Here is a 20,733-nt window from a genome sequence, read left to right on the forward strand (position 1 = left end):
GTTCATTTCCTAACCTATTAGAAAAATAATTATTTTTCGAAGGAAATGACCGTGCGACGGGATATTACCCAGAGAAGAGACGAGATTATTGCCCTACTCTCCAAGCGCGAAACGCTGTCGGCAGCCGAGCTTTCGTCCGAGCTTTCGGTTTCGGTACAAACCATACGAGCCGACCTGCGCGATCTTGACGAAGCGGGACTTGTCCAGCGCCGCAACGGCTATGCCCGGCTGCGCCAGCAGAGTGAGAACATCGGCTATCTGCCCCGCGAAGGCATCGCGCGACAGGAAAAGCAGCGCATCGCATTAGCAGTAAAGGGTCTCATTCCCGATGGCGCACGGGTGGCCTTGGGCACCGGCACAACGGTAGAAGCCTGCGCGCGGTTCTTGGCTTCGCATAAAGACCTTTTCGTCGCGTCAAACAGCATTCACGCTGTCTGCGCCCTGCAACAAGCCCCTGGCGTTGCTGTCGAACTGGCAGGCGGAACCGTAAGAATGCGCGATCTGGATATGATCGGCACGTCAGCGCTCAATTTCTTCTCAAGGTATCGGGTTGATTATGCGGTGTTCAGCTGCGGCGGCCTTTCCGAAGAGGGCGAGGTACTGGATTACAACGCCGACGAAATGTCCGCCCGCAAGGCCATTGCCGGCTGTGGGAAGAAGAGCATTCTGGCGGTGGACAGCACGAAGAACGGCTTGGACCTGCCTTTCCAGATGGGTCACGCTTGGGACTTTGATGTGATCGTGACAGGGGCACGTTTTTCAGCATCGGTACTTGATAGCTGTTCGCGACATGGATGTCAGATTATGCAAGTTTGACACCCTCGTTCGCTGGCTAACCTGCACGTCAGCCCGTCACATCCTCTGGAAGAGTATTGGCACGGATCAATGTGCGCTTGCAGGTGCTAAGGCGGCATCCGGGCTGTTTTTTTGAGGTCGGTGTAGGGCCGTTTTCGACAGCGTGACATTGGGCGGTTTGCCGACCTTCGCTGCAAGCGCGCAATGCGGTGCCAAAGTGCACGATCGGCAGGTGGAACCAAAAAGTTGAAGCTGTGTCAGCCGCCAAAACCAGCAACCGAACCGGACGTCACCCATGCGCTGGAGCACTTGCCGTCATAGGCAACATTCGGCGGCCAGTTAGCCTCGTTCAGGCCGCAGGCGACAAGACGTGCGTCGAAATCGAGCATGGACCACGGAAGGTCATCGCCGCGCTTGTCCCTATCGGGCCAGACGATGCCGCTGAAACCGTTTTCATTCCAGCATTCGAAGGCACCCGTGGCGTCGTAGGGGCTGAGATAACCCATGATCGCGGCGTCCTCAAAGGCGGCGGTGTAAAGCGCAATTTGACCCGCGTCAGAGCCTTCCTTACTTTCGACCAGACCGACTTCGCGGCAAGCATAGCCGCCATAAGGCGTATCTCCAGGCAGTCGTTGGCGCGGGATGTAGAAGGGGCGGCTGTCTGCGGAAGGGCCCGTGCGCGCGCCATTTGGCGCAATGCCGCGTGTCGTTAGCAGAGCGTCAATTTCAGCGCGCAGGGCGGGCACCATACAGGTTAAAGTGCGCTGCGGTTCGGCCCCCCGTCCGAATAGGTCGAGCGAGATTTCAACGTGACTGTTATCCACGGCATCAATGGCACGGCGCAGGTTGAGCACGACGTGTCCGCCCTCGTCCAAGAAAGTCAGACTATAACTGTCCCAAGGGTAGCCACCTGTCCCGAGTGTCATCGCAAAGGGAATATCCCGTGCCACCTCGCTGTGTGGTCCCTTAGAGATCGCCGGATCGACGTTAAGAGTCAAAATCTCCATCTCGGTCATCGGGTGGACCGTGCGGCAGAGTTTAATTTCTTCTGCCTCTTCGGTCACACAAAGCACATCGGTTTCCAGAATGCCTTCGTCGCAAAACGCAGCGGCTTGGCTCGCAGCCAGCACAGCTGCAATTGTTATAGTTTTCCGCATCTTCCCCCCACTGCGCTCATAATTGAAAGTGTCATGTGTTTTGTCTGTGTCGTAGATCTAAGCTTCGGCGATCCGTTACTGGATCATCTGTAGATACTGCTGATCCACCCAGCCCGTGGCACAGGGGCCGTTGTAGGCATGCCCCATGTCTTCAGGACGGATTACGCATTCGCTAACGCCGATCGGGATCGCCACCGCGCGAAAAGCGCCATGCACGGCCAGCACCTCAACTTCGTCACCGTTATATAGCTGCCACCACACGGGTGTTGCGGCATTGGGGCTGCTCCACTGGTAGACAGACACCGTTGTATCGGTCTGCACGCGTGCGCGACCGACTGTCTCTGGGGTCGGCACGATTTCATCACCCGAGAAAAACAAGCCCACAGGCCCGCGATCCACAAACCCGAGCTCCATCGTGGCGAGGTCGGCGTAGACGGTTTGCGGCAGGCACAGTTCCTGTTCAATCGGCATCTGCCAATCAGCGGTTTGCAACCAGGCTTCGGAGGGCAAGTCCAGCCGCTGTTCGTCCTCCTCTTCGTTCCACGGCAGAGCCATGTGAAGAATGCGCGCCATAGCGTAGGGTTCGTCCCAAAATCCCAGTTCGACCTTGAGCGTTTCCTCGTCGAGCCAGCCAAAAGTGTAGTGGGTCAGCGCCCCATCGGCGGTCAGAGGAACGTCATAGCGCAGCTCACCGGAGGCCAAGTGGTGCCGCACCATTTCAAACCGCGCATCAGACTGACAAACAGTAATCTGCTCCCGCTCCGCCTCGGGCGCGTTGGTGGCGCATTGAAACACCACCTCGCCCGAACACACCCCCTGCGCCTGTGCAGCAGAGCCGAGGCCCGCCGCGATCACGGCCGCAGCCCAAGGTCTCATGGGGAGACCTGCGCATTGTCGATCATCATGATGAACTCACCAAGGCTTTGCTGAACAGACCCCGCATCGCAGGACAGGTCGGCAATCTCGCTGCCGTCCTGATAAACGGTAAGGCCACCGCCGACCTCGGCGTCGCCCCGTTCGGCCCACCAGTATACCTCGTAGCCATAGCCGTCTTCGGTTTGAAAGGTGACCGACTCGCTCATCATCGTGCCCATGCCCTCGTTGTAAAGCAGGGAGGCTTTGTCGACGATGATTTCCTTCTCGAGTTCACCGCTGGTTTGGAAAAAGCCATAGGAGGCCATATCGCCGTCCATCCAGAAGGCATCGCAAACCTCAACGGCCTTTGCGCCACCGTTAAAGGTGCAGCTGAACATCTCCGACCCGTCCAGTTCGCAGTAAGAGCCGGCCAATGCGGCAGAGGAGGTCATCATGGCCAAAGTCGTCAGAAGTGCCCGTTTCATGGGAATATCCTTTTAAGAAGTTAGAGTAATTGGGAATGTGTCTTTTGAACCTTGCGGCGGACCTGAAAAGCCCCATGAGTGCGAAGCCGATAAATGCCACCCCGAGCCCGACATCCTTGAGGGCCTTTTTTACGCGCGACCGAAGCTCGACATGCGTGGTTTGAGTAAGCTTGCTCATGGAGAATACGCTCCGAATTATACGTTTTGAACCGCTGCCGCGGCAAGGCGCGATCCACACATAGGCGGAGCCTAATGGTCTGAAAGTAGTAATTAAAAATCTGTTTTCGCTTTGCGCAAAATTGATAGTTGCAACAACGCTACAATGCAAGTCGGCGCGTCCGCGAAAAAATTCTCCTTGGTTTGATTCCCGACTTCCCTGGTTCAGACAGAGAAGCAGGGGAGGCGGCGCGCGGGGCAAACACGGGCGGAGTAAGTGGCGGTGTTCTGGCAGTTCAGATGTGCTAGACGGTAGCAATCCTGAATCGAAAACCCCGGAAAACCGGGGGAAACCCCCGGAAATCCACGCCAAGCGTGCTACATCAAGCTCATTCGGAGATGAGGTTAAGCTATTGAAAAATAATGTTGAAAGAGCAGCAAGGCTGAGCGTTGCACCCATGATGGATTGGACCGACCGCCACTGCCGCTACCTCCACCGTCTGCTCAGCCGCGAGACCCTGCTTTACACCGAGATGGTGACCGCCCCCGCCTTGGTGCGTGGTGGCGCGTTGCATCTGCTGGACCACGACCCCGCGGAACATCCCGTTGCATTGCAATTGGGCGGGTCGGACCCGCAAGAGCTGGCGCAGGCGGCGCGGTTGGGGGCTGCGGCGGGCTATGATGAGATCAACCTTAATTGCGGCTGCCCCTCTGACAGGGTGCAATCGGGCGCATTCGGGGCCGTTTTAATGCAGCAGCCGGGGCTGGTGGCCGATTGCGTCGATGCGATGCGCGCGGCCTGCGATGTCGAGGTGACGGTGAAATGCCGCATCGGGGTGGACGATCAGAACCCCGAAGAGATCCTCCCCGAGTTCATGTCGCGGATCGTGGCGGCGGGCTGTACCCGTGTGACGATCCATGCCCGCAAGGCGTGGTTGCAGGGGCTAAGCCCCAAGGAAAACCGCGATATTCCGCCGTTGGATTATGACCTCGTCCACCGAATGAAAAGGCTGTTCCCGAACCTGCATATCTCGGTCAATGGCGGGATCACCTCGCTCGATCAGGCCAAGGCCTTTCTCGATGCGGGGCTAGATGGCGTCATGGTGGGGCGCAGCGCCTATCACGCGCCCGCGGATATCCTCGCCACGGCAGATCGGCGCATCTACGGCCAGGGAAGCGACAGCAGTGCTGAGGCGGCGGTGCAGGGGATGTTGCCCTATATCGAGGCCCATTTGGCAGACGGCGGGAGGCTGGGGCAGATCACCCGTCATATGCTGGGGCTTTTCGCCGGGCGGCCCGGTGCGCGGCAGTGGCGGCGTATCCTTTCCGAAGGGGCGCATAAGCCCGGCGCGGGTCCGGAGCTGGTCGAGGCTGCCTTGGCCGAAATCGCCGCGGCACAGGACGTGGCCGCGGCGGGGTAGGGTCAGACGCTGGGTTCAGCCACAGGGCGGGGCCGCAGCAGCGCCAGCGTGAGCAGGGCCGCCACCAGACCGCAAGCCGCGATGGCCCCCAACATCGGCGTGACGCTGCCGTCGAAAAACGGCCCGGCCAGCGCGATGGAGAGGCCCCCGGCCACCATCTGTAAGGTGCCGCCCAAGGACGAGGCCAGTCCCGCGATATCGCCGTGGTCGTCCAGCGCCACGACCATCACCGTCGGCACCACCACGCCAAGGCAAGCATTGGCGCAGAACAGACCCGCCATCACCAGATAGAGCCCCGGCTCGGTGACCAACGCGGTGACAAAGATCGCGGCGGAGAAGAGCACGAAGCCCGCGACCCCGCGCCGCACGAGGCTGCGCATGCCCCAGCGTTCACCGAGCCAGCCCGCCAGCTGCGAGGCCGAGAAGAAGCCGATGGCATTGACCGCGAAGGCCAGCGAGAAGCCCGTCGGCCCCAGCCCGTATTGTCCGGTATAGACAAAGGGCGCAAAGGCGATGAAAACAAAAAATGACCCCATGGCAAAGCCGCCGATAAAGGTCAGCCCCATGAAAATCGGATCGCTCAGCAGCACTTTCGCCCCGAGCCAAAGGCTGCGCGGGTTGATCCGAACGCGGCGCTCTGCGGGCAAGGTCTCGGGCTGGGCGGTGGCGGTGAGGGCCAGCGCGGCAACCGCCAGAACGCCAAGGGCGATGAATATTGCGCGCCAATCGGCCAAGGCCAGAACCGCGCTGCCCGCCAGCGGGGCCAGCATGGGCGAGATCGAGATCACCAGCATCAACATCGCCATCAAGCGCGTCGCCTGTGTCCCGGTATATTGATCGCGGATGATCGCGCGGGGCACCACCATCAGCACCGCGCCGCCCAGCCCTTGCAGGGCGCGCCAACCGGTCAGCGCCGCCATCGACGGGGCGAAGGCCGCCCCGAAAGAGGCGACCAGAAACAGCGTGAGCCCGACCATGATCGGCAGTTTGCGCCCCGCCTGATCGGCCCAAGGGCCGTAGAAAAGCTGCCCCAGTCCGAAGGCGATGAAATAGGCGGTGATCGTCGCCTGAACCGCCGTCTCAGAGGCGCCATAGCTGGCGGCGATGGCAGGCATGGCGGGCAGATACATATCAATGGCGAAGGGGCCGACCAGCCCCAGCAACCCGAGAATGAGCGCTGAACGTAGCACGAGATGTCCTTTCGGATGGCATGGCCGGGGCCATATGGGACAGGCGGCAAACGGTCGGTGCGCTTGGGGCCCACAGTCGCGGGCAACCTAACCGGCCTTGGGCAAAGTGCAACCCCGGCGTTATCGCCTTGAACCCTTCGCGCGAAACGGCTTGATAGAGCCAACGACAGCCGGGGAGGGGCTCATGCCAGAATTGAACGATCTATTGCCGATGCTGGTGCTGCTCGCCCTGATCGGCGGTTTTGCCGGGATTTTGGCAGGGCTTTTGGGCGTCGGCGGGGGCATCGTCTTGGTCCCGGCGTTCTTTTACGTGCTGCAATCGCTGGGCTACGGCGGGCCGCAGTTGATGCAGATTTGCCTTGCGACCTCTCTGGCGACGATCATCGTAACCTCGGCGCGTTCGGTTCATGCGCACAACCAAAAGGGCGCGGTGGATTGGGAGATTTTGCGCACTTGGGCACCGGGGATTATGCTGGGGGCCATTCTGGGCGTGCTGCTGGTGTCGCAACTGCGGACCCAGACGCTACAGGTGATCTTTGGCGGGCTGGCGCTTTGCGTGGGCCTGTACCTCGGCTTTGGGCGCAGCGAGTGGCGCTTGGGGGAGACCATGCCCCGCGGCCTCAAACGCGCGCTCCTGTCGCCGATGGTGGGCTTTCTGTCGGTGCTCATGGGGATCGGTGGCGGCAGTTTTGGCGTGCCGCTGATGACATTGCACGGGCGGCCCATTCACAAGGCCGTGGCCACGGCGGCGGGCTTTGGCCTCTTGATCGCCGTGCCTTCGGTGATTGCCTTTCTGTTTGTCGATATCGGGCAGAGCCGCCCGCCGCTGACCCTCGGGGCGGTCAACCTCGCAGCCTTTGGGATCGTCGTGGCGATGACGCTGATCACCGCGCCTTGGGGCGTGCGGCTGGCCCATGCGATGGACCCCAAACCGCTGCGGCGGGTCTTTGCCGTCTTCCTCGTGCTGGTGGCCCTGAATATGTTGAGAAAGGCGCTTTGGGGCTGAGCCGTCCTGTTTTTGACCTTACTCCTGCCGGAATGCGGCTCTTTCTGCCCAATTTCGGACAATGTTCACTGAATTGCCGCAATCTCGACACAAACTGCGGGCTAAATGGCATAACAAACGCAGAATCATCCGAACCAAGGGACGTGACGAGATGCGCCGAAGCGGGACCAAAGCGATCATTCTCAAAGGGCAGGGCACCGACCTTGCTTATTGGAAACCTGCGCGCCGGGGCCGTCGGGCGTTTCGTTTCGATGGGATGTTCACCCGTGAGACCAGCCTGACATTCGCCCGCGCCTCTGTGTCTGCCGCCAACTACAACGGGGCCCCGATGGGGCATCAGGATGTCACCCACGGCGAAGCGGCCCTTATTTTCCTGAACCAGATCGTCCAGCGCCGCGGCGCCTGAGCCCGCCTTAGTCGCGCCGCCGGGCCAGTTTCGCGGCGCGTCCCCCGCGCCGTTTCGCATGGGCGCTTTCGCGTGAGGGCAGTTCCGCCATGATAGCGCGGCGTTCCTCGGCGCTCATCGCGGACCAGCGGCCAATCTCGTCGATCGAACGCAGACAGCCGGTGCAGAGACGGCTTTCGGGATGCACCACGCAGATGTTGATGCAGGGGCTTTCGACCTCATCGCGTTGCCAGACCTTCTTAGTCACGGCGCATCACCTGCAAACGGTCCAGAAGCCCCTGCAGGATATAGCCCGCCGCCACATGGTCGATGACCTCGGCGCGGCGTTTGCGGGTGGTGTCGGCCTCAAGAAGTGCGCGTTCGGCGGCCACGGTCGACAGGCGCTCGTCCCAATAGGTGATCGGCAGCGGGCTGAGCCGGTCGAAGTTGCGCGCGAAGGCGCGGGTCGACTGGCAGCGCGGCCCCTCGGTGCCATCCATATTGCGCGGCAGCCCCAGAACAAGCCCGCCGATGCGGCGTTCGGCGATGATCTCGGTCAGCCGGGCGGCATCGACGCCGAACTTTTTGCGTCGCACGGTTTCCAGCGGGGTGGCGACGGATTGGAAACTATCGCTCACCGCCACGCCGATGGTTTTCTCACCCAAGTCCAGACCGATCAGCGCCTGCATCGGGGGCAGGGCGGCGATGAAATCTGCGGTTTCGTCGTAAATCATCCTGCTACCCCTGCGCGTTCCCCGGCGCTGCGGATCATGTCCAGCGCCGCATTATCGCCCGAGAAAACCTCAAGCGCATTGTCATAGACCGCCCGGGCCTGATTGGTATCGCCCAAGACCCCCAGCGACGTGATCAGCCGCGCCCAGTCCTGCGGCGGGCCACCTTCGCTGGCCAGACGGTCCGACAGCCCTGCGACCATGCCGCCGATCATCTCCATCCGGTCATCCGCGCTCATCTCCGAGGCGGCTTCGATGTCTTCGGCCGAAGGGCCGCGCGCGAGGGTGCCAGTGCCAATCTGCGGCATCTCGTAATTCACCCCGGCAAGGGCGGCGACCTGAGCGATCTGCGCGCGGATCGGCTCGATCCAGGGGGCATCGACAGGCCCGCGCCGCAGCAGCGCGTCCCAGATGCGAAAGCCCACGTCGGGCCGCCCGGTCTGCACCATCATCAGGCCGAGGTAATAGCGCGCCCGGCCATCCTGCTCATCGCGGTTCAACACCTCGCGCAGGGCGGTTTCCGCCTCGGGCGAGACATAGCCGCCCGCTGCCAGCACCAAGAGTTCGGCATAATCCGCGATATCCTTGGCGGTGCGGTCGGCCCCTTTGAGACGCAGCACATTGGCCTGCGCCTCGGCGGCGGCGGGGAAATTGCCGATGCGGGCTTCGTTCTGCGCCAGAAGGGTTTGCCCTTGCAGATCTTCGGGCCGGTCTTTGACCGTGGCGCGCAGCTGTTGCATCAAGGCGAGGTAATCGGCGCTCAGCCCTTCGGTGGCAGGGCTGGGGGGCAGGCTCTCCACCGCGCTTTGCTGGCTGGGACGGTTGCGGCGCATATCCTCGGCAAAGGCGATGCGGTCAGCGAGGGCCAAGTCGCCATAGCCGGGCTGCCCCAGATGCCAATAAAGCGCCAAAGACCCGGCGCCCAAAGCCACGACCCCGGCGATCAGCACCAAGGGCGCGGGGCGCGCGGCGGTGTGCGGGCCACCGTCGCGGGCGGCATCGGCAGCGAGGATGCGGCGCGAAATCTCGGTCCGGATGCGGGCGGCGTCGGCCTCGGGGACAATCCCGCGCGCCACATCGCGCTCAACCTCCTCCAACTGGTCGCGGTAAACCTTCAGATCATAGTCCGCCTGAGCGGGCAGGGGCGTATCCGCGCCGCGCCAAGCGGCCCGCGCCAGAAGACCGCCCACGACAAGCGCCATCGCGCCAGAGAGAAACCAGAATATCATGGCCTCTACCTAACCTTTGACCGGCCCCGACAAAAGCCCGCAAATGCCGCGTGCCCTGCGGCATTTTTCACCAATCGCGCCGCATGTCGCAAAACCGCGTCCAAATGCCGTGGTGGTCATTTCGCATATCTGCTCCTAGGCTCAGAACTGAGCACAGCCGCCCGCGCGGCCCGAATCCTTGCCGGGAAGTGACGTGATGAAGAAATACTCCGTTTTCGCAGTGGCCCGAGAGGCGATGCGCCATCATACGGGTTGGACCCGGGCATGGCGCGATGCGCAGCCGAAAAAGCGCTATGACGTTATCATCGTGGGCGCGGGCGGGCATGGGCTGGCGACGGCGTACTATCTGGGCAAGAACTTCGGCATCACCAATGTCGCGGTGCTGGAAAAGGGATGGCTTGGCGGGGGGAACACCGGGCGGAATACGACGATCATCCGCTCGAACTACCTGCAAGACCCCTCGGCTGCGATCTACGAAAAGGCGCGCAGTCTTTATGAGACGATGAGCCAAGACCTGAACTACAACATCATGTTCAGCCCCCGTGGTGTCATCATGCTGGCGCAGACCGAGCATGAGGTGCGCGGCTACAAACGCACGGCCCATGCCAACGCCCTGCAAGGCGTACAGACCGAATTTATCGGGCCGGACCGGGTCAAACAACTGGTGCCGATCATCAACATCGACGGGCCGCGCTACCCGGTGCTGGGCGGGCTTTGGCAGGCGCGCGGCGGCACCGCGCGGCATGATGCGGTGGCTTGGGGCTATGCGCGGGCCTGCTCGGATATGGGCATGGACATTATCCAGAAATGCGAGGTCACTGGCGTGCGCCAGACGGGCGGCAAGGTGACCGGCGTCAGCACCACACGCGGCGATATCGACTGCGACAAGCTGGGGATCGTCGTGGCCGGGCATTCGGGACAGCTGGCGAATATGGCGGGCTTTCGTCTGCCGATCGAAAGCGTGGCCTTGCAGGCGCTGGTCTCGGAGCCGGTCAAACCCTGTATGGATGTCGTCGTCATGGCCAACACGGTGCACGGCTATATGAGCCAGTCCGACAAGGGCGAGATGGTCATCGGCGGCGGCACGGACGGGCATAACAACTACACCCAACGCGGCAGCTTTCACCATATCGAAGAGACGGTGCGCGCGCTGGTCGAGACCTTCCCGATGATCTCACGGCTCAAGATGCTGCGGCAATGGGGCGGCATCGTGGATGTCACCGGCGACCGCTCTCCCATCCTCAGCAAGACCCCGGTGGAGGGGGTGTTTATCAATGGCGGCTGGGGCACGGGCGGCTTCAAGGCGATCCCCGGCTCGGGTTGGGGTTTTGCCGAGTTGATGGCCAAGGGGCATTCGCCGCTGACCGACGCCTTCGGGCTTGAGCGTTTCGCCGAAGGGCGTTTTATCGACGAATCCGTGGCTGCCGGGGTGGCGCATTGATGTTGTGGATCGGCCACAATTCGCCGCTGCTCCGCACGGGGGGGAACGCCTGTGCCCGGCCCGGGGTTACCCGTTCAGACATTGAATATAACGGAGCTGAACAATGGCAACCCCGGATCACAACCGCACGGATCACGTCGATCATACCAACACCACCACAACCACGACCACGACGGACCGTGGCGGCAACAGCGGCCTTGCTTTCATCGTGGGCGCGGTCGTCGTCGTGGTGGCTTTGCTGGCCTATTTCCTCTTCGCGGGCGGTGACCTCGATGGCGCGAATGACGTCAACGTTAATATCGAAGGTGCTGCCGAAAGCACTGGCGAGACCATTGAGGGCGCGGCCGAAGGCACGGCGGATGCCGTCGATGAGGCCGCAACCCCGACCGAGTAAAACCCCCTCGGCCACGCGCGCAGCGTCGCCTTTTCACGATTCACGCCGCTCCGCGCCGTCGCGCCGGGGCGGCGTTTTGCCGTTCTCTACCCGCGCAGGAGCCTGCCCATGCTGATCCTCACCTGTCCTTGCTGCCATGTCACCGCCGAAGAGACGGAGTTTCACGGCGGCGGGGAGGCGCATTTGAAACGTATCGGCCCCGGCGGCTCCGAAGAGGATTTCGAGCGTTACCTCTTCATGCGTGAGAACCCCAAGGGCGTGCATCTTGAGCGTTGGCGACATGTCTATGGCTGCGGCAAGTGGTTCCACATGGCCCGCGATACCGCCACGCTCGAAGTCTTTGGCAGCTATCCCGCGCAGACCCTCGCCCCGCCGGATCACATCCTTGAGGCGATCCGCAAACGCCATCCCGATTGGCAGTGGCAGCGCGCCAGCTAGCCCCCGACCTCGTTTCTCGCCCCGGCATTCACCCCATCCTCAGCCCCCAAGGTTTTCCACGATGAGCACAAGACTGGCCACAGGCGGCCGCCTGCTGAACAAAAGCAAACCGCTGAGCTTTACCTTCAACAGCAAGCAAATGCGCGGCTATGAGGGCGACACGCTGGCCTCGGCGCTGTTGGCCAATGATCAGGTGCTGGTCGGGCGTTCGTTCAAATACCACCGCCCGCGCGGCATCGTGACCTCCGGCCCCGAAGAGCCCAACGGTCTGGTCGGTCTTGGCCAAGAGGGGCATTTCGAGCCCAATGCCCGCGTCACCACGACCGAGCTTTACGAGGGGTTGGCCGCGGAAAGCCAGAACCACTGGCCGAGCCTTGAGTTCGACGTGGGCGGGATCAACAAACACCTCAGCCGTTTTCTGCCCGCGGGCTTCTACTACAAGATGTTCATGCATCCGCGCCCGCTGTGGAAGCATCTCTATGAGCCGATCATCCGCCATTCCGCTGGTCTGGGCAAAGCGCCCAAGGCGGCAGATGCCGACACCTATGAGCATTTCCACGCCTTCTGCGATGTGCTGGTCATCGGCGGCGGTGTCGCGGGGCTTCAGGCCGCCTTGGCCGCGGGCCTGAGCGGTGCGCGTGTCATCGTGATGGAGCAGTCGGCCCATTGGGGCGGTCGGGCGCCGGTTGACGGCGGCACGGTCGACGACGCGCCGGTGGAGGACTGGATCGCGCAAACGCTCGACCGTTTGCGCAGCATGGAGAATGTGGACCTGCGCGACCGGACCATGGGGGCAGGGGTTTACGATCACGGCTATGTGCTGGGCTATGAACGGCTGCGGGATCATGCCCCCGAGAGCGCAGGCCCACGTCATCGGCTTTGGCGCGTACGGGCGGCCCATGTGATCACCGCCACGGGCGCGATCGAACGGCCGCTGAGCTTTGCGGGCAATGACGTGCCGGGCGTGATGCTGGCCTCGGCCATGCGCGACTATGTGGCGAACTACGGGGTCTCACCGGGTGACCGCACCGTGGTGGTGACGAATAACGACAACGCCTATCTCACGGCGATTGCGCTGAAACAGGCGGGGCTTGATGTGCCCGCCGTGCTGGATGCCCGCGTCTTGCCGCAAGACAGCGAATTGGTGGCCCAAGCCCGCGCGCTTGGCATTCGGGTGGTCATGGGCCATGCGGTATCCTCGGTTCAGGGGGGCAAGCGGGTGACCGGTGTGGCCGTCTGTTCGCAGGCGGGCGAAGGGGCCGTGTTGGAAGAGATCGCCTGCGATGCGGTGGCCATGTCGGGCGGTTGGTCCCCGGTGGTGCATCTGTGGTCTCATTGCGGCGGCAAGCTGACATGGGACGGGGCGAAAGCCTGTTTCCGCCCCGATCAGGACCACCCGCCCACCGGGGCAGACGGCCATGGTTTCGTGACGCCAGCGGGGGCGGCGGCGGGGGTCTTTGCCCTCGACGACGTGCTGCATGACGCCCATGCTGCCGCAGATGGGGTGGCGACGTCGCTCGGCTTCAAACTGCCGCGCGATCTGGCGGCACCCACGGCGGCGCGGCGCGAGGAAGCGCCGATGATGCCGGTCTGGCAAATGCCGCAGGGCGCCAGCGTCAAACTGCGCGAGAAGACCTTTCTGGACTATCAGAACGACGTGAAAGTCTCGGACGTGCGGCTGGCCGCGCAAGAGGGCTTCGTCTCGGTCGAACATGCCAAACGCTATACCACGCTCGGCATGGCGACGGATCAGGGGAAGCTTAGCAATATCAACGGGCTGGCCACGCTCGCCGGGGCGTTGGATGCAGAGATCCCCAACGTCGGCACCACCACCTTCCGCCCGCCTTACCACCCGATTTCGATGGGCGCGATTGCGGGGGCGGCGCGGGGCGATACCTTCCAGGCGATCCGCCGCACCCCGCTACATGACTGGCACGCGGCCAACGGCGCGGTTTGGGAACCGGTCGGCCAGTGGCGGCGGCCCTATGCCTATGCGCGAGACGGTGAAAGCACCCATGACGCGGTGATGCGGGAGGTGACGAACACACGCCAGAACCTCGGCCTGCTGGATGCCTCGACCCTTGGCAAGCTGATCGTGCGTGGCCCGGATGCGGCGCGGTTCCTCGACATGATGTACACCAATATGATGTCGACGTTGAAACCCGGCAAATGCCGCTATGGGCTGATGTGCAACGAGAATGGTTTCCTGATCGACGATGGCGTCGTGGCGCGGCTGGATGAGCAGACCTTCCTTTGCCACACGACCACCGGCGGGGCCGACAGCATCCATGCCCATATGGAGGAATGGCTCCAGACCGAGTGGTGGGATTGGAAGGTGCATGTGGTCAACGCCACCGAACATTACGCGCAAGTGGCCGTGGTCGGCCCCAACGCGCGCAAATGTCTGGAGAAACTCGGCGGGATGGACCTCAGCCGCGAGGCGCTTGGCTTGATGGAGTGGACCGAGGGCGAATTGGGCGGCTTCAAGGTCAGTGTCTTCCGCATCTCTTTCTCTGGCGAGCTGAGCTATGAGATCGCGGTTGAGGCGGGGCAGGGGCAGGCCTTCTGGGACGCGCTGTTGATCGCCGGGCATGACTTGGGCGTGATGCCCTATGGCACGGAATGTTTGCACATCCTGCGCGCTGAAAAGGGCTTCATCATGATCGGGGATGAGACTGACGGCACGGTGATCCCCCAAGACCTTGGCCTGAACTGGGCGATCTCGAAAAAGAAGGACGACTACCTTGGTAAACGCGCGCAACAGCGCAGCCATATGCAGGATCCGACCCGCTGGAAACTGGTGGGGCTTGAGACGACCGATGGCAGCACCCTGCCGGATGGGGCCTATGCGCTTGGCGAAGGTGAGAATGAGAACGGCCAGAAGGTGATGCAGGGGCGGGTGACCTCCTCCTATCATTCGCCGACGCTGGACCGGGGCATCGCCATGGGGCTGGTGCTGCATGGACCGGACCGGATGGGCGAGGTGCTGACCTTCCCCGGCACCGATGGCAAGACCTATGAGGCGCGGATCGTCGATCCGGTGTTTTATGATCCCAAGGGGGAGAAACAGAATGTCTGAACCCGTAAGCGCATTGAAGAACGCCCGCTATGTCTCTGGTATCGCTGTGATTTCCGAAGTGGGGCCCTTGGGCATGATCACCATCCGCGGCGATCTTGATGCGCCCTATCTGCGCAAGGTGACCAAGAAACTCACCGGGGTGGAGCGCCCCAAGCGCGGGCAATGCCGCTTCGCCGGGGATGCCGGGGTGGCTTGGATGTCGCCCGATGAATTGCTGCTCTTTTTCCCCCACGCGCAGGTGCCCGAGGTGCTGGCGCGGCTGCACGCGGCTTTTGAGGATACCCATACCACGGCGGTGGATGTCTCGGGCGCGCGGGCGCTGTTTCGTGTCGAAGGCCCCCATGCGCGCGAGGTGATGGCCAAGCTCGCTCCGGTCGACCTCGCCCCAGATCAATTCACCCCCGGCATGTTCCGCCGCACGCGGATGGGGCAGGTGCCCGCCGCCTTTTGGCTGCGCGACGATGGCGCCTTTGAGGTGATCTGCTTTCGATCGGTCGCGCGGTATATGTTCGACCAGCTTTGCGTCGCGGCCCAGCCCGGCAGCGCGGTCGGCCATTTCCAAACGGCCTAAGCCGAGAGAAAAACTGACTATTTCTCTCGGAACGGATGTGATTTGCAGACGTTGACCTTGACGTTGCTGCTCGATCCCCATCAAGTGGCCACAGCGAAATTTCCAAACGAGGAGGCCCAGAAATGGCTTTTGAACTTCCCGATCTCCCCTATGCCCACGACGCGCTTGCATCCAAGGGCATGTCCAAGGAAACGCTGGAATACCACCACGACAAGCACCACAACGCCTATGTCACGAACGGCAACAAGGCGATTGAGGGCACCGAGTGGGAGGGCAAGACCCTCGAAGAGATCATCAAGGGCACCTATGACCCGAACGCCGTGGCCCAGTCCGGCATCTTCAACAACATCTCTCAGCTGTGGAACCACAACCAGTTCTGGGAAATGATGAGCCCCGAAGACAACAAGATGCCCGGTGAGCTGGAAAAGGCGATCACCGAAAGCTTTGGCTCCGTCGACAAGTTCAAGGACGAGTTCAAGGCCGCGGGCGCAGGCCAGTTCGGCTCCGGCTGGGCATGGCTGGTGAAAGACAAAGACGGCAGCCTGAAGGTCACCAAGACCGAGAACGGCGTGAACCCGCTCTGCTTCGACCAGACTGCGCTGCTCGGCTGTGACGTGTGGGAGCATTCCTACTACATCGACTTCCGCAACGCGCGCCCCGACTACCTGTCGAACTTCCTCGACAACCTTGTGAACTGGGACAACGTCGCGTCGCGCATGTGATCTAGCGGCGGCGCGTGCGAGAGCCGCTCGCGCCTGATGCGTGTGGCGCTCTCCCAGTCACCGACGCCCACGGCTACGCCGCAGGCTGGGTGAACTGGGACAACGTCGCCTAGCGTCTGTGATATGGCGGCGCGGCCTTACGGCCAGCCCGAACAAGACAGAAACCCCGCAGCCTGCTGCGGGGTTTTTTCGTTGGAACCCAAGACCCTTCGCGGATGTTTTTCTCCTGAGACTTCACGTAAAAAAAGGAGGACAACATGGCCGAGCGGAAGCGATCCAACGACGGTAGCAAGGAGACCGAAAAATTCCTCTCCGATACCGAGACGCCAGACCAAGGTGGCCGCGCCGGGGGTGATCTGCAAAAGGACGTTGGCACCCAAGACGCCATGCGCCGCGCCGAAAAGGGCGAAGACGGCGTGACCCGCGTCACCGGCGAAGACAAACGCAACCATGGAGAGCCTTCATGACCAAACTCAGCCAAGACACATGGGTGCTGATCGCGGATGGCGAAAAGGCCCTTTTCCTGCAAAACCACACCGATGGCGAAGACCCCTATCTTCAAGTCGTGCGCAAGGAAGAGCAGGAGAACCCACCGGCGCGGGAGCAAGCCGCCAATCGCCCCGGTCGGATGAGCGATGGTCCGAGCGGGCACCGCTCTGCCTTTGACGACACGGATTGGCATGAGCTGGAAAAAGAGCGATTTGCCAAGGACTTGTCCGACATCCTTTACAAGCTGGCCCATAAGGGCCGCTTTGATCGGATCGTCTTGGTGGCCCCTCCGGCAGTACTGGGCGACCTGCGCGATGACCTCCACAAAGAGGTGCAGAGCAAGGTGGTAGGGGAAATCCCCAAGACCCTGACCAACCACCCCATCGACGAGATCGAAAAGATCGTGGCCGGGGAATTGGCCCAAGCCTGAGTTTTCCCTTGGCGCGGGAATTGATTGCCTTCACAAGGAAGCAGTCTACCGCGCCAAGGATTTCCCATGACCGACACCACCAAGGGTTTCGCCGCCATGATCGCGGCCTGCTGTATCTGGGGGCTGTCGTCTATCTTCTACAAATTGCTGTCGCATGTGCCCCCCGCCGAGGTGCTGGCCCATCGCACCCTATGGTCGCTGGTGTTTTTCGTGATCGTGCTGACCGCGCAGCGGCGGTTGCGGGCGATTTTTGACGCAATGGCCGGGCCGCGGGCTTTTGGCTTGCTCGCTTTCGCGGCGCTGGTGATCGCGACGAACTGGTACCTCTTCATCTGGGCGGTTCAGAGCGGGCAGGCGACAGAGGCGGCCTTAGGCTATTACATCTTCCCGCTGGTCTCGGTCCTGCTGGGCCGTCTGGTCTTTGCCGAGCGGTTGAGCCCCGTACAGCTTTGTGCGGTGGGGCTGGTGACAGTCGCGGTTTCGCTGCTCACCTATGGTTTGGGCACTGCGCCTTGGCTCGCCATGGCGCTGGCGGCGTCTTTTGGGCTTTATGGGCTGGCAAAAAAGAGGTTGGCGGTGGGGCCGGTCGTCTCCGTCACCGCTGAGGTGCTGCTGTTGTCGCCCCTTGCGGTGCTCGTGCTGTGGCAAACGGGTGACAATGGGGCGGGGGCCTTCGGGGCCTCCTTCCGCGATACGGCGCTGCTGATACTCGCCGGGCCGATCACCGCAACGCCGCTGATCCTGTTCAGCTATGCGGCGCGGCGGCTGTCGATGGCGACGGCCGGATTGCTAAGCTACATCAACCCGACCTTGCAATTTTTCTGCGCCGTGGTCCTGTTTCGCGAACCCTTCACGGGCTGGCATGTGCAGGCCTTCGTGCTGATCTGGTGCGCGCTGGCGGTCTATTCCGTCAGCACCTTCCGTCAGGACAAAGCGCGGCGCAAAGCGCTGAGAGCGACATCGGCATCCGGCACCACGGTGACGTAATCCAGTAGCGTCGCATCGGCAAAACCATGGGCCACGACATGGTTCATGAGCGACATGAAAGGATCCCAGTATCCGTTTGTGTTCACAAGGAAAATAGGCTTTTCATGCAGGCCCAACTGGCGCCATGTCAGCACCTCGAACAGCTCGTCCAATGACCCCGCGCCGCCGGGCAGAACCGCCACGGCATCGCAGTTCATGAACATCACCTTTTTGCGTTCGTGCATCGTTTCGGTCACGATATAGCGGGTGAGATCGGTCTTGCCGACTTCCCATGCCACGAGATGCGCGGGGATCACGCCGAAGGTATCGCCGCCTGCGGCTTGGGCCGCACGCGCGACGCTGCCCATCAGCCCAACATCGCCCGCGCCATAGACCAGCCGCAGCCCGGCCTCGGCCAGACCGCGGCCCAGTGTTTCGGCGTCTTGGGTGAAGGCTTCGTCGTCTCCGGGGCGGGAGCCGCAATAGACACAGACAGAATGTTGCATGGTAAAGCGTCCTGATGATTAGGAAAATTCGGCGCGGATCGTCTGCGCTTTTGACCCCTGTTAGCCTGCTTGCTAAAAAGGCTCAACCACAGGGGAAGTTGAGAATGTTCAAGGGATTTGGCCGGTCTGGCGGCATGGGGGCGATGGCGGCGGGCGCCTTTGCGGCGGCGGTGCTGGCGCTTGGCGCTTGGATCGGCAGCAAGCGCGGCGCGCCGGAGGAGGCAGCCCCCGAAACGGTTGCCGTGCTCCCCGAACGCGATGCCACCCCTGAGAATGCCACGCTGGTGCCGGATGCTGTGAAAGGTGTCTCGGTCGGCCCTGAGGGTGAGGCGGCAACCGAGCCCGAGGCAGCGCCGCAGGCCCCGGCCTTTGACGAAGTGCGCCGCGAAAGCGACGGCATGACGGTGATCGCGGGCCGCGCGGCGCCCGGCAGCACCGTGGCCGTGTTGAAGGATGGCGAAGAGGTGGCCCGCGCCACCGCCGATGGGGCCGGGAAATTCGCGACCCTTGCCATGATCCCGCCCGATGGCAAGGGCCATGTGCTGACGCTTTTGGGGCAGGACGGCGCGGCAAAGCTTGCTTCGGAGGAGGAGATTATTCTCACCCCTCGGGCAGCGCCCGTGCAGTTGGCGGAGGCCGATATCGCGCCGGAGGAAAGCCCGGTTGCGTCGGTTGAGGAGGGGGCCACACAGTCGGACGAGGCGGCAGAGCCTGAAACCTCTGAGACCACGGTGGAAGGGTCGATTTCGGCAACTGCAAACGAAGCTAATGAGGAGAAGGCGGCAGCGACGGGTCAAAACCCAGCCGCTGTGGAGCCGGAGCAAGCGACCCCGCTGGCCGGAAGGGCCACAGCCGAGGCGGAGCGCGATGCGACCGACAATGCGGACGCGCAAGACGTCGAGGCGGACCGAGGACAGTCGACGCAAGACGAGGCTGACACGGACGAAGACACCGCATCGACAGAGCAAGACCCGGCTATCGCCGAAGATGAGGTCGCCTCCGCCCCCCCTCAGGCCACGCCGCTTTCGGATACCGGGACCGCCGACGTAGAGAGCAGAACGTCGGAGCAACCTTCTCAAGCGATGCCGATGGCGGGAACAGGCACCGCGGAGGACGAGAGCGCGGCGGCCTTGGATCGAGACGGTGATGCCGGGCAGAGCGCGGATAGCAACACCGCGCCGTCCCAAGCCACACCAATGGCGGAAACGGGTACAGCTGAAGACGTGAACGCCGCGCCGTCGGAGCAAGACGGTCCCGCCGATCAGGGGGCAGACACCAGCGCCACGCCTTCCCAAGCGACGCCGTTGGCGGAAACCGGCACCGAAGAGGGCGAGACTGCCGCGCCAAACGCTGACGGTGACGCGCCATCTCAAGCCACACCACTGGCAGAGACGGGAACTACTGAGAGAGACGCCACCCTCACGCAAACACCGCCCGCCGCCGTGACCGAGGCCCCGAACCTCGCGGACCGCAGCCCATCGGCGCCCGAGACCACGACCCCCGCCCCTGCGGAGGAGCCCGACACCATCGCCGCACCGGCGAAGCCGCCCGCGCCCGCTCCGGTGTTGAAATCCACCGCCGAAGGGGTCGAACGGCTCGACACCGCGCCGCCGCAGGTGATGACCAATGTGGCGCTCGACACCATCGGCTACTCCGATCAGGGCGATGTGCAACTGGCGGGCCGTGCCCAGCCGGACACCCGCGAAGTGCGCGTCTATCTGAACAATAACGCCGTGATCAGCCTGCCGGTCGATCAAGAGGGCCGCTGGCGGGGTGATCTGCCCAATGTCGATGAGGGCGTCTATACCCTGCGCGTAGATGAGCTTTCCCGCGGCGGCAATGTGACCAGCCGGGTAGAGACCCCCTTCAAACGCGAATCCCCCGAGGTGCTGGCCGCGGCTACCGAAGGGCTGACCGGCCCGCTCAGCGCGGTGACGGTGCAAAAAGGCGATACGCTCTGGGCAATCTCGCGTGCGCGCTATGGCGATCCTCTGCTCTATGTGAAGGTTTTCGAGGCCAATAGCGCAAATATCCGCGACCCCGATCTGATCTATCCCGGACAGGTTTTCGACTTGCCCGAAGACCCGGCATCGGAGTGATTTAAGCGGCCAAAACCGGGGCGGCATTCGCAGCGCGCAGAGCGGCTGTGCGCCGCCCGGTACTGGCAACCCAAGGCCATGGGGCCTATGTAGCCTGTAATCACTTCAGGAATTCCCATGCCAGCCGATACAGACCAATCTAACGCCGCGCGGCGGCGCGACCGCAAGACGCCCAAGCCCGAACGCAT

Annotated in this window: 22 protein-coding genes; 14 read left to right on the forward strand and 8 right to left on the reverse strand. The window is 62.7% G+C overall.

Features of this window, described 5'->3' with window-relative positions:
* Positions 1 to 51: 51 nt before the first annotated feature.
* A complete protein-coding gene (locus tag ACGYLA_RS12660) occupies positions 52 to 816 on the forward strand; it encodes a DeoR/GlpR family DNA-binding transcription regulator (RefSeq protein ID WP_394432885.1) in 765 nt (254 codons plus the stop codon).
* A gap of 236 nt (positions 817 to 1,052) precedes the next feature.
* Here ACGYLA_RS12660 and ACGYLA_RS12665 read toward each other — a convergent pair whose 3' ends face one another.
* The 3 genes from ACGYLA_RS12665 to ACGYLA_RS12675 all read right to left on the reverse strand — a co-directional run bounded on the left by ACGYLA_RS12665 (position 1,053) and on the right by ACGYLA_RS12675 (position 3,292).
* Entirely contained in the window at positions 1,053 to 1,952 is a 900-nt protein-coding gene (locus tag ACGYLA_RS12665; protein WP_394432887.1) for a hypothetical protein, read from the reverse strand.
* Positions 1,953 to 2,027: 75 nt separating this feature from the next.
* Positions 2,028 to 2,828 (reverse strand): hypothetical protein, encoded by an 801-nt coding sequence (locus ACGYLA_RS12670; RefSeq protein WP_394432889.1) that lies wholly within the window; start codon positions 2,826 to 2,828, stop codon positions 2,028 to 2,030.
* Positions 2,825 to 3,292 carry a hypothetical protein gene (locus tag ACGYLA_RS12675; protein WP_394432891.1) on the reverse strand — a complete coding sequence of 156 codons (468 nt, stop codon included), beginning with the start codon at positions 3,290 to 3,292 and terminating at the stop codon, positions 2,825 to 2,827. The genes ACGYLA_RS12670 and ACGYLA_RS12675 overlap by 4 nt, the downstream gene beginning before the upstream one ends.
* Positions 3,293 to 3,861: 569 nt before the next feature.
* On the opposite strand from ACGYLA_RS12675, the gene dusA reads away from it, so the two are divergent.
* Positions 3,862 to 4,869: a tRNA dihydrouridine(20/20a) synthase DusA gene (dusA, locus tag ACGYLA_RS12680; protein WP_394432893.1), complete on the forward strand. Its 1,008-nt coding sequence runs from the start codon at positions 3,862 to 3,864 to the stop codon at positions 4,867 to 4,869.
* 2 nt (positions 4,870 to 4,871) lie between these two features.
* Here dusA and ACGYLA_RS12685 read toward each other — a convergent pair whose 3' ends face one another.
* A complete protein-coding gene (locus ACGYLA_RS12685; RefSeq protein ID WP_394432895.1) occupies positions 4,872 to 6,059 on the reverse strand; it encodes a multidrug effflux MFS transporter in 1,188 nt (395 codons plus the stop codon).
* A 184-nt stretch (positions 6,060 to 6,243) separates the two neighbouring features.
* On the opposite strand from ACGYLA_RS12685, the gene ACGYLA_RS12690 reads away from it, so the two are divergent.
* Both ACGYLA_RS12690 and ACGYLA_RS12695 read left to right on the forward strand, forming a co-directional pair.
* On the forward strand, positions 6,244 to 7,065 hold the full coding sequence (locus tag ACGYLA_RS12690) for a sulfite exporter TauE/SafE family protein (RefSeq protein WP_394432897.1): 822 nt from the start codon (positions 6,244 to 6,246) through the stop codon (positions 7,063 to 7,065).
* A 151-nt stretch (positions 7,066 to 7,216) separates the two neighbouring features.
* Positions 7,217 to 7,471, forward strand: coding sequence for a hypothetical protein (locus ACGYLA_RS12695; RefSeq protein WP_394432899.1), 255 nt, complete (start codon positions 7,217 to 7,219; stop codon positions 7,469 to 7,471).
* Positions 7,472 to 7,478: 7 nt separating this feature from the next.
* On the opposite strand, the gene ACGYLA_RS12700 is transcribed toward ACGYLA_RS12695, so the two are convergent.
* From ACGYLA_RS12700 to ccmI, 3 genes are read right to left on the reverse strand one after another with little or no spacing between them, the layout of a single operon-like run.
* Positions 7,479 to 7,718: a DUF1289 domain-containing protein gene (locus ACGYLA_RS12700; protein WP_394432901.1), complete on the reverse strand. Its 240-nt coding sequence runs from the start codon at positions 7,716 to 7,718 to the stop codon at positions 7,479 to 7,481.
* On the reverse strand, positions 7,711 to 8,184 hold the full coding sequence (ruvX, locus tag ACGYLA_RS12705; RefSeq protein ID WP_067264722.1) for a Holliday junction resolvase RuvX: 474 nt from the start codon (positions 8,182 to 8,184) through the stop codon (positions 7,711 to 7,713). The genes ACGYLA_RS12700 and ruvX overlap by 8 nt, the downstream gene beginning before the upstream one ends.
* The gene (gene ccmI / locus ACGYLA_RS12710) at positions 8,181 to 9,410 is read right to left on the reverse strand and encodes a c-type cytochrome biogenesis protein CcmI (RefSeq protein WP_394432903.1); all 1,230 of its coding nucleotides are present in this window, start codon (positions 9,408 to 9,410) and stop codon (positions 8,181 to 8,183) included. Before ccmI ends, ruvX begins: the two co-directional genes overlap by 4 nt.
* Positions 9,411 to 9,606: 196 nt before the next feature.
* On the opposite strand from ccmI, the gene ACGYLA_RS12715 reads away from it, so the two are divergent.
* From ACGYLA_RS12715 to rarD, 9 genes are all read left to right on the forward strand, one after another.
* Positions 9,607 to 10,851, forward strand: coding sequence for a sarcosine oxidase subunit beta family protein (locus tag ACGYLA_RS12715; RefSeq protein WP_394432905.1), 1,245 nt, complete (start codon positions 9,607 to 9,609; stop codon positions 10,849 to 10,851).
* A 103-nt stretch (positions 10,852 to 10,954) separates the two neighbouring features.
* Positions 10,955 to 11,245 (forward strand): hypothetical protein, encoded by a 291-nt coding sequence (locus ACGYLA_RS12720; RefSeq protein ID WP_209218643.1) that lies wholly within the window; start codon positions 10,955 to 10,957, stop codon positions 11,243 to 11,245.
* A gap of 108 nt (positions 11,246 to 11,353) precedes the next feature.
* Entirely contained in the window at positions 11,354 to 11,683 is a 330-nt protein-coding gene (locus ACGYLA_RS12725) for a sarcosine oxidase subunit delta (RefSeq protein ID WP_209218644.1), read from the forward strand.
* A 61-nt stretch (positions 11,684 to 11,744) separates the two neighbouring features.
* Entirely contained in the window at positions 11,745 to 14,762 is a 3,018-nt protein-coding gene (locus tag ACGYLA_RS12730) for a sarcosine oxidase subunit alpha family protein (RefSeq protein WP_394432907.1), read from the forward strand.
* A complete protein-coding gene (locus ACGYLA_RS12735; RefSeq protein WP_394432909.1) occupies positions 14,755 to 15,333 on the forward strand; it encodes a sarcosine oxidase subunit gamma in 579 nt (192 codons plus the stop codon). Before ACGYLA_RS12730 ends, ACGYLA_RS12735 begins: the two co-directional genes overlap by 8 nt.
* 122 nt (positions 15,334 to 15,455) lie before the next feature.
* On the forward strand, positions 15,456 to 16,055 hold the full coding sequence (locus ACGYLA_RS12740) for a superoxide dismutase (RefSeq protein WP_271689654.1): 600 nt from the start codon (positions 15,456 to 15,458) through the stop codon (positions 16,053 to 16,055).
* Between the two features lie 257 nt (positions 16,056 to 16,312).
* Positions 16,313 to 16,522: a hypothetical protein gene (locus ACGYLA_RS12745; protein WP_067266439.1), complete on the forward strand. Its 210-nt coding sequence runs from the start codon at positions 16,313 to 16,315 to the stop codon at positions 16,520 to 16,522.
* A complete protein-coding gene (locus ACGYLA_RS12750) occupies positions 16,519 to 16,974 on the forward strand; it encodes a host attachment family protein (protein ID WP_209218648.1) in 456 nt (151 codons plus the stop codon). The genes ACGYLA_RS12745 and ACGYLA_RS12750 overlap by 4 nt, the downstream gene beginning before the upstream one ends.
* 66 nt (positions 16,975 to 17,040) lie before the next feature.
* Positions 17,041 to 17,961 (forward strand): EamA family transporter RarD, encoded by a 921-nt coding sequence (gene rarD / locus ACGYLA_RS12755; RefSeq protein WP_394432911.1) that lies wholly within the window; start codon positions 17,041 to 17,043, stop codon positions 17,959 to 17,961.
* On the opposite strand, the gene ACGYLA_RS12760 is transcribed toward rarD, so the two are convergent.
* Positions 17,898 to 18,446, reverse strand: coding sequence for a TIGR00730 family Rossman fold protein (locus ACGYLA_RS12760; RefSeq protein ID WP_394432913.1), 549 nt, complete (start codon positions 18,444 to 18,446; stop codon positions 17,898 to 17,900). The two genes, rarD and ACGYLA_RS12760, sit on opposite strands and share 64 nt — an antisense overlap.
* Before the next feature lie 104 nt (positions 18,447 to 18,550).
* On the opposite strand from ACGYLA_RS12760, the gene ACGYLA_RS12765 reads away from it, so the two are divergent.
* Positions 18,551 to 20,545, forward strand: a complete 1,995-nt coding sequence (locus tag ACGYLA_RS12765) for a LysM peptidoglycan-binding domain-containing protein (RefSeq protein WP_394432915.1) — start codon at positions 18,551 to 18,553, stop codon at positions 20,543 to 20,545.
* Positions 20,546 to 20,733: the final 188 nt, after the last annotated feature.

The organism is Sulfitobacter sp. 1A13679 (assembly GCF_043557115.1).
Classification (GTDB): Bacteria; Pseudomonadota; Alphaproteobacteria; order Rhodobacterales; family Rhodobacteraceae; genus Sulfitobacter; species Sulfitobacter faviae.